Annotated in this window: 12 protein-coding genes; 3 read left to right on the forward strand and 9 right to left on the reverse strand. The window is 64.0% G+C overall.

All coding sequences use genetic code 11. From position 1 onward, the window contains the following. Positions 1–90 precede the first annotated feature (90 nt). Both F561_RS0115140 and F561_RS0115145 read left to right on the forward strand, forming a co-directional pair. Positions 91–1,104 (forward strand): alpha-ketoacid dehydrogenase subunit beta, encoded by a 1,014-nt coding sequence (locus F561_RS0115140; RefSeq protein WP_026298947.1) that lies wholly within the window; start codon positions 91–93, stop codon positions 1,102–1,104. 241 nt (positions 1,105–1,345) lie between these two features. Beyond that, entirely contained in the window at positions 1,346–2,392 is a 1,047-nt protein-coding gene (locus tag F561_RS0115145) for a C39 family peptidase (RefSeq protein ID WP_051096947.1), read from the forward strand. A gap of 119 nt (positions 2,393–2,511) precedes the next feature. Here the strand turns inward: F561_RS0115145 and yidC are convergent, their stop codons facing one another. From yidC to F561_RS0115190, 9 genes are all read right to left on the reverse strand, one after another. Further along, entirely contained in the window at positions 2,512–4,125 is a 1,614-nt protein-coding gene (yidC, locus tag F561_RS0115150; RefSeq protein WP_019010811.1) for a membrane protein insertase YidC, read from the reverse strand. Next, positions 4,122–4,475: a membrane protein insertion efficiency factor YidD gene (yidD, locus tag F561_RS0115155; protein WP_019010812.1), complete on the reverse strand. Its 354-nt coding sequence runs from the start codon at positions 4,473–4,475 to the stop codon at positions 4,122–4,124. Before yidD ends, yidC begins: the two co-directional genes overlap by 4 nt. Then, the gene (gene rnpA / locus F561_RS0115160) at positions 4,472–4,897 is read right to left on the reverse strand and encodes a ribonuclease P protein component (RefSeq protein ID WP_026298950.1); all 426 of its coding nucleotides are present in this window, start codon (positions 4,895–4,897) and stop codon (positions 4,472–4,474) included. Before rnpA ends, yidD begins: the two co-directional genes overlap by 4 nt. Before the next feature lie 91 nt (positions 4,898–4,988). Further along, entirely contained in the window at positions 4,989–5,132 is a 144-nt protein-coding gene (gene rpmH, locus F561_RS0115165; RefSeq protein WP_019010814.1) for a 50S ribosomal protein L34, read from the reverse strand. A gap of 424 nt (positions 5,133–5,556) precedes the next feature. Continuing rightward, positions 5,557–6,147, reverse strand: coding sequence for an antibiotic biosynthesis monooxygenase (locus F561_RS0115170; RefSeq protein WP_019010815.1), 591 nt, complete (start codon positions 6,145–6,147; stop codon positions 5,557–5,559). Further along, a complete protein-coding gene (gene yedA / locus F561_RS0115175) occupies positions 6,144–7,058 on the reverse strand; it encodes a drug/metabolite exporter YedA (RefSeq protein ID WP_019010816.1) in 915 nt (304 codons plus the stop codon). Before yedA ends, F561_RS0115170 begins: the two co-directional genes overlap by 4 nt. A 196-nt stretch (positions 7,059–7,254) precedes the next feature. Beyond that, on the reverse strand, positions 7,255–8,577 hold the full coding sequence (gene hisD / locus F561_RS0115180) for a histidinol dehydrogenase (RefSeq protein ID WP_019010817.1): 1,323 nt from the start codon (positions 8,575–8,577) through the stop codon (positions 7,255–7,257). A gap of 229 nt (positions 8,578–8,806) precedes the next feature. Continuing rightward, entirely contained in the window at positions 8,807–9,466 is a 660-nt protein-coding gene (locus F561_RS0115185; protein WP_019010818.1) for a DUF3108 domain-containing protein, read from the reverse strand. A 212-nt stretch (positions 9,467–9,678) separates the two neighbouring features. Further along, on the reverse strand, positions 9,679–10,857 hold the full coding sequence (locus F561_RS0115190) for a phosphopentomutase (RefSeq protein WP_019010819.1): 1,179 nt from the start codon (positions 10,855–10,857) through the stop codon (positions 9,679–9,681). Between the two features lie 143 nt (positions 10,858–11,000). Here F561_RS0115190 and lptB point away from each other — a divergent pair, with 143 nt between their 5' ends. Beyond that, complete coding sequence (gene lptB / locus F561_RS0115195) at positions 11,001–11,798, forward strand: LPS export ABC transporter ATP-binding protein (RefSeq protein ID WP_026298952.1); 798 nt, start codon at positions 11,001–11,003, stop codon at positions 11,796–11,798. Position 11,799: the final 1 nt, after the last annotated feature.

Here is an 11,799-nt window from a genome sequence, read left to right on the forward strand (position 1 = left end):
TCGTAGAAACAGCGTTCAGACCATCCCCAGTCTTGCCCTTCAATCCACGATCTACCCCCCACGATCCACGTTCCCAACAGAGGTTCCCGCATGACTGCTCTGCAATCCCCGCCCAGCCAAACATCCACCACCCGCACGATGGTCGCTGCCATCAATGACGCCCTCGCCATCGCGCTAGAACGTGACCCGACCACCTATCTGTTTGGCGAGGACGTGGGCGTAATGGGCGGCGTGTTCCGGGCCTCGGACGGCTTGCAGGCGCGGTTCGGCACAGAGCGGGTGTTCGATACTCCGCTGGCCGAAGCGAGCATCGTGGGCATGGGCATCGGCATGGGCCTGGCCGGACTGCGGCCCATCGCAGAAATTCAATTCGCGGGGTTCATGTATCCGGCGCTGGATCAGATCCTGTCGCATCTGGGCCGCTACCGCCACCGCACCCGCAGCCGTTACCACCTGCCGATGGTGATTCGTGCGCCCTATGGCGGCGGCGTCCATACCCCAGAGCAGCACGCCGACAGCCCCGAGGCGATTCTGGCGCATGTACCGGGCGTCAAGGTGGTCATTCCCAGCACGCCCACCGACGCCAAGGGCCTACTCCTGGCCGCCATAGAAGACCCCGATCCGGTGTTTTTTCTGGAAGCCATCAAGCTGTACCGCAGCACCAAAGAAAGCGTTCCAGACGGCCATTACACCATTCCGCTGGGCAAGGCGAGGGTGGTCACGGAAGGCGACGATGTGACGGTCATCACTTACGGCGGCATGGTGGAGGTCAGCGTGAAAGCTGCCGAAGCCGCCCGCGCCCACGGCATCGGCGTGGAAGTCATCGACCTGCGAACATTGGTGCCGATGGATCTGGAAACGGTGCTGCACTCGGTGGCAAAAACGGGCCGCGCCGTGGTCGTGACCGAAGCCCCGCGCACGGGCGGCTTTCACTCTGAGATCAGCGCCAACATTGCCGAACACGCCATAGACAGCCTGCGTGCCCCGATCCTACGCGTGACCGGCTATGACGCACCCTACCCGCCGTTTACGGCCATTGAGGACGTATACCGCCCGAACCCAGTGCGGGTGGCGCGGGCCATTCGGACAGTGATGGGGTACTGAGGTGGGTGTGGGGAGTAGGAAGGGCGAAAAAGATTGAGTCCCCACCTCTAAGGGGGGGCGTTGCGCCAGCAACGGGGGGTTCACCTTCCAACTCAAATTAAAGCTGCGTGTAGACCCCCAGTCTGCTTCGCAGCCAGCCCCCCTTAAGGGGAGCGAAAGGGGGGGCGTTGCGCCAGCAATGGGGGGTTCACCTTCCAACTCCACTTCCCAGTCCTCATGAAGACCTGAAACGATAGAGAGCATGAGCCTGCGCTCTCTGTCGTTCGGTCTGTTCCTTGCGTGTTCCAGCCTTGCTGGGGCGGCTTCCTCTTTACCCCCTTCTGCCCAGGTGACCGGTATCCGGCACGAATATCAGCGCCTGAACAACTGCGGCCCGGTCACGGTGGGCATGGCCCTGAGCCGCTGGGGCGGCACGCTGACGCAGTATCAGATCGCGCCGGTGCTCAAGCCCAACAAGGGAGACGTGAACGTGACGCCGCCCGAACTGGCCGCCTATGCCCGCACACAGGGCATGCAGACACACCTGGGCGTCGGGGGCAGCCGCGCTCTGCTGAAGCGCCTGCTGGCCGCCGGATTTCCGGTGATCGTGGAAACGTGGTTCGTGACCGCCGACAGCGGAGGCATGGGCCATTACCGCATCCTGAATGGGTACGACGACGCCAAACAGAAGTTCACGGCGCTGGATTCCTATCTGGGCAAACTGAGCTTTACCTACGCCCAGTTGGACGAACTGTGGCGGGCCTTCGGGCGCACCTATCTGGTGGTGTCGCCGCCCGAACAGGAAGAAAAATTGCGCGGGCTGCTGGGCTTCCGGGCCGATCCGGTACTGGCAAAGCGGGAAGCCCTGCGCGTGGCGGTGGCTGAAGCAGGACGCAAAAGCGACGCCGTGGCGTGGATGAATGTGGGCAATGCGCGGCTTGCTCTGGGCGACTCACGCGGGGCGACCCGTGCCTACGATCAGGCGTTTGCCAGCGTTCCAGACGCCGCACTTGACCCCACCCGCCCTGCCCGCACGGTGGGAGGACTGCCCTGGCGAACCCTCTGGTATTCGTTTGGGCCGCTGGAAGCCTACACCCGCACGGGCCGCACCGCCGAGGTGCTGCGCCTCACCAACGCCGTGCTGCAAGACGCCCCCAACCACGAAGAAGCCCTGTATTGGCGGGGCCGCGCTCTGGCCGTGCAGGGTCAAACCGCCAAAGCAAAAGCCGCCTACCGCGAGGCGCTGAGGCTCCGGCCCGCATTCGCGGCGGCGCGGGTGGCTCTGGCAAAACTGCCGACAGGAACATAGAGCGTGAAGTGTGGTCTGGCTTTGTCCACGATCCACACTCCACGATCCAAAAAGCCGCCCCGACTCCTACAGTCGGGGCGGCTTTTTACTGTGTTCCTTTACTTCTTGACTCTGTTACTTTACTTCTTGGGTGCGTCTATCGTCTTGGCAACTTTTGCCGGACGCATCGGCGTTTTCTGCACAGTCGTGCCGATGCTGGCAGTTTCTTTCTCGACCTGCTTGTTGATCAGAATCTGCTGCCCGATGCCGATCAGGGTGCTGAAAATGATGTAGATGGTCACGCCTGCCGGGAAGGTCAGGGCGAAGTACAGGAAGATCAGGTAGATGAAAGCCTGCTGGCGGAACATATCCGGGTTCTTGCGGGTCATCACGTACAGCTGACCAATGTTCACGATCAGGTAGATCAGCGCCAGAATGTAGAACGGATCAGGAATGGCGAGGTCGGGCAGCCACAGGAACCCGCTGTCGAACTCGAAGTTACGGATGGTTGACCAGAGCGCGATCAACACTGGGAACGGCACAAAGGTACTGAAGCAGCCCGCCGGATTGAAGTTGTAATCGCGGTATACCTGCTGCATTTCGGCCTGCATGGCCCGCTGCGAGTCGGGGTCTTTGCGGTCTTTGTACTTGTCCTGCACTTCCTTGATCTTGGGCTGCATGACCTGCATCCGGGCGGTGGTGCGGCCCTGCGCCTGCATCAGCGGCCACATCACGAGGCGCAGCAGCACCGTCAACAGCACCAGCACGAGGCCCCAGTTACCGATGACCTTGTACATGGCTTCCATCAGCTTGACGATATACAGGCTGATCTGACCGAAAATATTGGGCTTGAACAGTCCCGGCAGGCTGGTATAGCCGCTCTGGTACAGGTGGATCAGTTCGTTTTTGCCGCCGTACACTTCCAGATTGCTGGCCGCAGGCAGGGCCACACTGATCAGGCCCTGCGTGCCGCCCGTTAGGGTTGCGCTAGCAGGAGTTCCGGCCTGGGGCCGCACGATCAGGGCGTGTGCCAACTGACTGGGGTTTTCCTGCAACGCCGCGTACTGAATGTTCTGGACGGTGGTGGTGCCAGTGCCCTGCACGCTGGCAGGCTGGCCGCCCACGGGCACAGCCTGTACCCGAGGATTGTCGGCCTTGCCCAGTCCAGGGAACAGCATGTTGACATTGTCCGGGCCGCCCGTTACGGCAGTTTTGACATCGATCTTGAAGTTGCGTGGGTGCAGCGTCACCGTTTTGGTCACGGTCGCGCCGCCCTGCGTATAGCGGAACACGGCTTCCTGACGGTTCTGCGGCAGGTTCAGGGTCAGTTGCGGCGTGGTGGTTTCGGCAGCAGTGGCTGGATCGAGGGGGCCGCCCTTGAGGGCAAACGCCCGGCGGTCTGCGGGGAACACCGGTGCGCCGCCGCCCTGCACAGCAGGCTGGCCCACCATGTTCACCAGACCCTTCTGGGTTCTCAGGGTGGTGAAGTCGTACCCGTTGGCACCCTTCTTGATGTACGGCGTGCCTGCATTTTGCTTGACGTACCAGCCGATAACCTCACCGCGTGCGTTGAACACCACGTCCTGAAGGTTACTGGTGGCAATAAATTCGTCGCCGGGTTGGCCGTCGAAGTCTGCGGTGATCCATTCGGGCGTGATGGCCTTGCCGAAGGTGGGAAGCGGGCCGGTCTGACCGCATCCAGTCAGGAGCAGCAAACCGAGGGCGGTCAGGGGAAGCAGATGTTTTGGTTTCATGGTTTGGGTTTTCCAGCGGTGGGGGGGGCCTTGCCGTCTGTAGTAGGGCGGCGAGCAGGGCCGAGGGAGGCCGGGAACTGGGCAGGAACCGGGTCGAAGCCGCCCGGCACGAGAGGATTGCAGCGCATGACCCGCCACGCGGCCAGCCAGCCACCCCGCACGGCCCCGAAGCGTTCTATGGCCTCGATAGCGTACTGCGAACAGGTCGGTACAAAACGGCAAGTGGGCACTGGCTTCAGCGGCGAGAGCCTGCGCTGATAGCCGCGCACCACCCGCACCAGTCCCCGCGCCGCCAAGCCCGCAGAAGGGGTGTGGGCAATGGGCGCAGCAGTGGGCACCGGCTGTTTCATGCGGAGGAATCGCCTTGAGTCACAGGAACAGATACGGGCTGAGAACGGCCAGAGTTCCCGCCCTTTGGCCCGCCAGCGCCCTTTTTCACGCGGCCCGGCGCTTTGGCGAGCGCCCGAATCAGGGCCGCCTGCAACGCTGGAAACGGCACCGTGAGAACGCCGGGGTTGGGCAGCAAAATAGCCCGGCAAGGCGGCAGGCCACCCGGCAGGGTTCGCAGCGCCTCACGCACCCGGCGGCGGGCACGGTTGCGGTCTACGGCGCGTTTTAAGGTTTTTTTGGAGATAACGACACCGATGATGGCGCGGGGCTGCCACGTCTCGCCGTAGCGCGGGCGGTATTCGGTGAGGCGCAGGGTAAACAGCGGGTCACGCACCACGGCCCCCTGCTGGCGCACCTTGCGAAACTCGCGGTCTCCACGCAAAGAATCCAGCGCCACCGGACGGCGGGGCCGTTCCTGCGTGACGCTGGACTGATCGGGCGTGGCGATAGACGCTTCCTGTCGGGGGAGGCGCTTACTCGTCTGCGACGGTGAGTTGCTGACGGCCCTTCGCACGGCGGCGTGCGAGGATGTTGCGGCCAGCTTTGGTCTTCATGCGGGCGCGGAAGCCGTGGGTTTTGGCCCGTTTGCGGACATTGGGTTGGTAGGTACGCTTCATGCTGCTCTCTCCTTCGTTCGCGGCGGACGGGAGGATTCACGCCCCCGCACCGCTGCTGGCTGTACCGCTGGTTTCCGGCTGGCCTGCTCCCAGGTTGCCCTGTTCCTAGGTCGTCCGGCTCCTGCGACCCTGCCCAGGCCTGTTCGGCCCGCGATCTTGCGCCCCCTTTTAGAGGGCAAACTCTGGGAGTGTAGCACGGCGGGCGGGGGGAGGAAAAGCGGTGGGTGGATCGTGGATTGTAGAGCGCGGAAAAGGCGCAGGTGGGCAGGAATTTCTAGATTTTTAGCTCTGAACTTTGGAAACACCCCTAAAGATTCATTTCACATCTCCACGATCCACGATCCACGATCCACGATCCACGATCCACGATCCACGATCCACACTCTTTTGCCTTTCCCACTTCCCACTACCGGCGCGTCAGCGCCTACCGCCTCAGCCAACCCGCCGCCCAACGCGTCACCACCGGCATCACCAGATAAGTCATGGCCGGAACCACCAGCACCATCTGCGGCAGGGCGCGTAACGGTGCGGGCCAGTGGCCGACGATGGGGGCAAGCAACAGGCCGAGGCTCACGCTGACCGGGTACAGGGCGGCCAGAGTCAGCAGCGCCATTTTCCAGCGGGGCGGCTGACGCAGATTGGGCGCGGCGGGCGGCGTGAACCAGAACTCCAGACCGGGCTGTTTTTCAAAGCTGACCTGACCGTCTACGAGGGCATTCACGCGGGTCAGCCACTCGGCGCGTTCGGGCGAGAGTTCCCACTCGGCGGCGGCATTCACGGTATCGAAGCGGGCAATCAGGGTGTATTCGCGCTCACCGGGGGGCGGCCTGATGATGCCCGTTCCCCGGTGTCCCGGCACCCGCGCCAGCAGCGCCCCGCCTTCGGTCAGCAGGGTTTCGTATTCGGCCTCGTGCCCCGGCAGAATGCGGCGGCGCACCACCAGACTCACGGGATCGGTGGGAGCCATCTCGCGCAGGGTCAGGCGGGCGGAATCGGGAGAGGCAGCCTCGGTCATAGAGCACTGACCTCCGGCACCTTCTTGGGCCACGCCACCAGAATCACACCCATAAGAATGACGCCCAGCGCCACCCAACCCAGCGTGCCCAGAGTTTCTGAGCCAAAGCCGACGCCCAGTAGCACGGCCACCACCGGATTCACGTAGGCATAACTGGTTGCCAGCGCGGGCCGCGTGTGGGCCACCAGATACATGTAGGCGCTGTAGGCCAGCAGGCTTCCAAACAGCACGAGGTACGCCAGCGCCCACAGGCTGGCCGGGGTCGGCGTGCCCCACTTTTCACCCATGATCGGGCTGAGGGCCAGCAGCAGCACGCCGCCCGTGACCATTTCGGCGGCGCTGCCCATCAGACCGGAAGGCAGGGGCAGGTGGCGCGACCACTGGCTGCCGAACGTCCAGCACAGCGGGGCCAGGATCAGCAGCAGGGCGGCCAGCGGCGTGGCGTGCAGCTCTCCGATATTCAGCAGGGCAATGCCCAGCAGCCCCACGCCGATGCCCAGCCATTCGCGCCCGCCGGTGCGCTCGCCCCACAACTGCGCGAACAGGGCTGCGAACAGGGGTGACACGGCAATGACCATCGCGGCCACGCTGGAACTGGCGTCGCGTTCGGCCAGCGTGACCAGACCTGTGCCGCCGCCCAGCAGCAACAATCCCACCACCGCGCTGGCCCTCCACTGCCGCGCCGTGGGCATCGGCGCACCCCGCAGGCGCAGCACAGCGAACAGAATCACGCCTGCCACAAAAAAGCGGATGCCCAACATCCCCAGCGGCGGCAGGCTACCAATGGCAACTTTGATGGCGAAATAGGTGCTGCCCCACACCACATACACGATGCCCAGCGCCACCAGCACGGCAGGAGTCAGGCGGGAAGCGGGGGCGGGGGCAGCGGCAGAAGACACGCGGAAAAGCATACGCCTGCGCGGGGGGCAGGGGTCTAGGGCTGCGGGACGGTGGGGTTTTGGGCAGCGTGGGAGAGGTCTAAAGGTCTGGGGTCTAAGGGTCTAAGAAAGGGCAGCCGTTACGCTCACTGCCCCATAGTTTCTGCAAATGGAGAGGGGAACACACACACGAAAACGCCGTGAATCTGCACCTTAGACTCTTTGACCCTCAGACTTCTTCCCCCACCAGCCTGCTCTCAATCGCCCGTGCGTGTGCTTCCAGCCCTTCTGCGCGGGCGAGCAGAGCGGCGGCGGGGCCGATGCGGTGCAGGGTGGCCTCGTTCACGCCGATCACGCTGATGATGTTCTGGAAATCGCGCACATTGACCGGACTCATGAAGCGGGCCGTGCCGCCCGTGGGCATGACGTGGCTGGGGCCTGCCACGTAGTCGCCCAGAGCTTCCATGCTGGCTTCTCCGATAAAGACGCCGCCCGCCCGCTGCACGCGTCCCAGCAGGCTCCACGGGTCGCGGGTCAGCAGACAGAGGTGTTCGGGGGCGTACAGGTTGGCAAGGTCGAGGGCTTCCCCGAGGTCGGCGGCCAGAATGACTTTCATGCGGGCCTGAACGCTATCCCGCGCCCAGGTGCGATTGGGTTCGGGCAGGGCTTCCAGTTGGCCGCCCAGTTCGGCCTGAACCCGAACCAACAGCTCGCGGCTGGTCGAGACCAACACGGGTTCCGCGCCGTTGTGTTCGGCCTGTGCCAGTAGATCGGCGGCCACGTAGCGGGCATCGGCGCTGTCATCGGCCACCACCAGCGTTTCGGTTGGCCCCGGCAGGCTTTCTATTCCGGTCTGGCCGTAGACCAGGCGCTTGGCGATCACCACAAACAGGTTGCCGGGGCCAGCAATCTTGTCCACGGCGGGCAGCGTGCCCGTGCCGTAGGCCAGCGCCGCGATTGCCTGAGCGCCGCCCACACGCACGATTCGGGTCAGGCCCAGTTCTCGGGCGGCCACCAGAATGGCGGGGTGAATCTGGCCGTCGCGGGCGGGCGGCGTGGCAATGATGATTTCGGGCACGCCTGCCACCTGCGCGGGCACGGCGGTATGAATCAGGGTGCTGATCAGGGGCGCGAGGCCCCCTGGCACATACACCCCGACCCGTCCCAGCGGGCGAATCAGTTGGCCCAGTGCGCCGCCCTCATCATGGTTCAGGAACCCGTGCGCGGGCTGCTGCATATAAAAGGCACGTACACGGGCAATTGCCAATCGGATGGCCGCGTGCAGATCGGCGTTTACATGGGCTTCGGCCAGTTCTTCGGCGCTGATTTCCAACTGCTGTGGGCGCACGCCGTCCAGCCGCTCGGTCCAGTCGCGCAGGGCGTCGTCGCCGCGTGCCCTTACATCGGCAATGATCCGCTCCACCACCTGCGTGGGCGTCAGCGCCTCGCCAAAAGTGGCTTCTATACGGGCCAGAACGCTGTCGGGCACAGGAATATCGTTAAAAGTACGGGTCAGGGCGGCGCGGGCATCGGGGCCTTGAAGAACTTGCATGGTTGCTCCTGCGGAGGGGTAGGGGTTGAGGGGTTAAAGGCAATCGCTGGCGCTCATTCACCCCCTCTCCTGCGTAGCTCTGCGAGTCCCAGCCTCCCCCCTCAAGGGAGAGGAGCCAAAAGCGCAAAGATGCAGATTGGCTTTCAACTTGAGAGAAAAGGTTTAAAGACAGCACTGGAGGGGAAGCAGGAAAGGTGGAATGGTAGGTGTTTGGTGTTTGACTCCTCCCCTACCCCGCCCGCCGCCGCCTGCGCTCTGGCTGGGCTTGCCGCCTCGCCTGGGGCAAATTGGCTTCCACCGGGCCGAAGTCGGTGGGCTGAATCAGGCGCAGCAGGCGGTGAGGGGCGTCTTGCTCTACATACACGTAAGCGTGGCCGGGGCGCAGCAGATACACATGGGTGGGCGTGCCGTTCACGTCGCTGCCCTGTGCCGGATGCAGGGTCTGCACATGCACCCGGCCCCCGGTCAGGCGTTGGGGCGGCAGGTCTTGCCCATGCTGGCCGCGCAGCCACAGCAGCAAACTCACGGGGTCGTGGTGGTCGCCCAGCAGGGGGGCGCTCACCTCGTCTTTGCCTTGCCTCAGCGTCAGCATGCCATTTTTGCGGTCAAAGGTCGTCTCGAAACTGGGCTTGCCGCGCCCGTCGCCCTCGCTGTAGCTGTGGCTGGCAAAGGTGCGGGCGTGCATCCGGCTGCTCTGCACGCGCCGCACTTCGGGCAGCACGCCGCCGAAGTTGGTTTCTACACGGGCAATCAGGGCGCTGCGTTCGGGGTGAACCGTCCACGTCTGCTCTCCGGCATAGCGTCCCCCCAGCGTCAGGGTCAGCGCAAACGATTCGGCCCCGAGCTGGAAGGCTTCCCGGCCCTGTTCATCGTCTGGAAGATGGGTCATGAAGAGACCTGCCCTGAGGACAGGGTTCTGTGAGTAGATCGTGGATCGTGGATCGTAGGCAAAGCATCGTGGTGACAGAACCTAAGCTTTAGGCCAGCAGAGGAACTTTTGAACCGCTGGACTGAGGGCAGTGTTCTTAGAGTCCCTAACTTGACCAGCACCGGAAACGGTACGGCCCCCACGCCTTTCCCACTCACCACTCACGGGTTTCCCTACCCGATCTGATTCCAAAAGCTCTCACCCGGCCCGTCCCAGTCCGCGCCCAGTGCGTGTGCGGCAGTGGCCCCCACATCAGCAAAGGTGGCCCGCTCGCCCAGATCAATTGCGCCGATGCCGGGGCGGTAGGCCAGCAGCATGCCGTGTTCGCGGGTGTGGTCGGTGCCGCGCCAGGTCGGGTCGTTGCCGTGATCCGAAATGATGATCAGTGCGCCGTCATCGGGCACGGCGGTCAGCAGGTCGGGCAGCGCGGCATCAAAGGCGGCGAGGCAGGCGCTATATCCGGCGGGGTCGCGGCGGTGGCCGTACTTGGCGTCGAAATCCACCAGATTGGTGAAAATCAGGCCAGAAGTGCCGTCCTGCGCGGCCTGCGTCATGCGGGCCAACGTCTTGCGAATGCCGTCGGGGTTGTCGTCGGTATGGATTTCTTCGGTAAAGCCCTGATGCGCGTAGATGTCGGGGATTTTGCCGATGCCGATCACGGCCTGCCCAGCGGCCTTGAGGCTGTCCAGCACGGTGGGCGGTGGCAACAGGCTAAAATCGCGGCGGTGTTCGCCTGCCCGCTCGAAGGGATGCTCTCCCCGGAAGGGCCGTGCAATCACGCGGGCCACCGCATACGGCCCCTGCAACAGTTCGCGGGCCGCGAGGCACCACTGGTACAGCGTTTCCAGCGGCACCACGTCTTCATGGGCGGCGATCTGAAACACGCTGTCGCCACTGGTGTACACGATGGGGTTTCCGGTGCGGCGGTGTTCCTCGCCGTAATCGCGGATCACGTCGGTGCCGCTGTAGGGCTTGTTGCACAGGTGCCCGCGCCCGGTGGCGGCGTCGAAGGCGTCCATCACGGCAGGCGGAAAGCCCTCAGGGAAAATCTGGAAGGCGTGTTCGAGCTGCACGCCCATGAATTCCCAGTGCCCGGTGCTGGTGTCTTTGCCGGGGCTGACCTCGCGCATCCGGCCAAAAGCTCCGTGTATCTCCGCGCCTTCGGGAAGGGTCTGGGGGCCAGTTTGGACGGTGGGAATGCGGCCCAGTCCCAGCCCCGCCAGATGGGGCAGGTGGGCAGGAGCGGCGGTCAGGGTGTGATTGAGGGTGTGAGAACCGACGTCGCCAAAGCTGGCAGCATCGGGCAGTTCACCGACACCCACGGAATCCAGAACGATGATGGTGAGGAGCATGGAGGCAGTGTAACGGCACAGCGGATCGTGGATCGTGAAATGTGAAAAAAGACCTGACCACGGTCCACGTTCCACACTCCAGCTCCCGCCTATCGTCACTCCTCTCACGGGCGGCGCAGAGGGCGCGTGGTACGCTTCCAGACGTGACCTCGCCCGCCTCCCCTGCCCCCGTCACGCCCAGCGTTCCCGCCGTCAATCCTCATGCGGGATTAGGGCGGCCAGAGTTGGTGGCTTCCGGGTTGTCCAAAAATTATGGACGGCGGGCGGTGGTACGCGGCGTGGATTTCCGGGTGCGGCCCGGTGAAATCGTGGCGCTGTTCGGCCCCAACGGTGCGGGCAAAACCACCACGTTTTACATGCTGGTGGGCTTTATTCGCCCCGGCGGTGGGCAGATTACCCTCGGAGAACGCGACGTGACGCGGCTGCCCATGCACGAGCGGGCGCGGCTGGGCCTCGGCTACCTGCCGCAGGAACCGAGCGCTTTTCGCAAGCTGACGGCCCGCGACAATCTGTTGGCAATTCTGGAATATGGCCCACTGCCCCGCGCCGAACAGGAAGCCCGCGCCGACTCGCTGCTGGCCGAATTTGGCCTCACGCATCTGGCGGGCAGTTTCGCCTATCAGCTCTCGGGCGGAGAAAGGCGGCGTCTGGAGCTGGCCCGCGCCCTCACCACCGACCCCGATTATCTGCTGCTGGACGAGCCTTTTACGGGTGTAGACCCCAAAAGCATCCGTGAGATTCAGCGCCTGATCCGCGAACTGCGAGACCGCCGGGGCATCGGCGTGTTTATTACCGATCACAATGTGCGCGAAACCATCGCCCTGACCGACCGGGTGTACCTGATGTTCGACGGAGAAGTGAAATTTGAGGGCACGCCGCAGGAATTCGCGCAAGATGAAGATGCACGCCGTCACTACCTCGGCGACGACTTCGAGTTGTAAG

It is taken from the genome of Deinococcus aquatilis DSM 23025 (assembly GCF_000378445.1).
Taxonomy (GTDB): Bacteria; Deinococcota; Deinococci; order Deinococcales; family Deinococcaceae; genus Deinococcus; species Deinococcus aquatilis.

Bases quoted from the DNA above. Each gene is read 5' to 3' on its own strand.
- F561_RS0115140 (WP_026298947.1), top strand. From the start codon at position 91: ATGACTGCTCTGCAATCCCCGCCCAGCCAAACATCCACCACCCGCACG.
- F561_RS0115145 (WP_051096947.1), top strand. From the start codon at position 1,346: ATGAGCCTGCGCTCTCTGTCGTTCGGTCTGTTCCTTGCGTGTTCCAGC.
- yidC (WP_019010811.1), bottom strand. From the start codon at position 4,125: ATGAAACCAAAACATCTGCTTCCCCTGACCGCCCTCGGTTTGCTGCTC.
- yidD (WP_019010812.1), bottom strand. From the start codon at position 4,475: ATGAAACAGCCGGTGCCCACTGCTGCGCCCATTGCCCACACCCCTTCT.
- rpmH (WP_019010814.1), bottom strand. From the start codon at position 5,132: ATGAAGCGTACCTACCAACCCAATGTCCGCAAACGGGCCAAAACCCAC.
- F561_RS0115170 (WP_019010815.1), bottom strand. From the start codon at position 6,147: ATGACCGAGGCTGCCTCTCCCGATTCCGCCCGCCTGACCCTGCGCGAG.
- yedA (WP_019010816.1), bottom strand. From the start codon at position 7,058: ATGCTTTTCCGCGTGTCTTCTGCCGCTGCCCCCGCCCCCGCTTCCCGC.
- hisD (WP_019010817.1), bottom strand. From the start codon at position 8,577: ATGCAAGTTCTTCAAGGCCCCGATGCCCGCGCCGCCCTGACCCGTACT.
- F561_RS0115185 (WP_019010818.1), bottom strand. From the start codon at position 9,466: ATGACCCATCTTCCAGACGATGAACAGGGCCGGGAAGCCTTCCAGCTC.
- F561_RS0115190 (WP_019010819.1), bottom strand. From the start codon at position 10,857: ATGCTCCTCACCATCATCGTTCTGGATTCCGTGGGTGTCGGTGAACTG.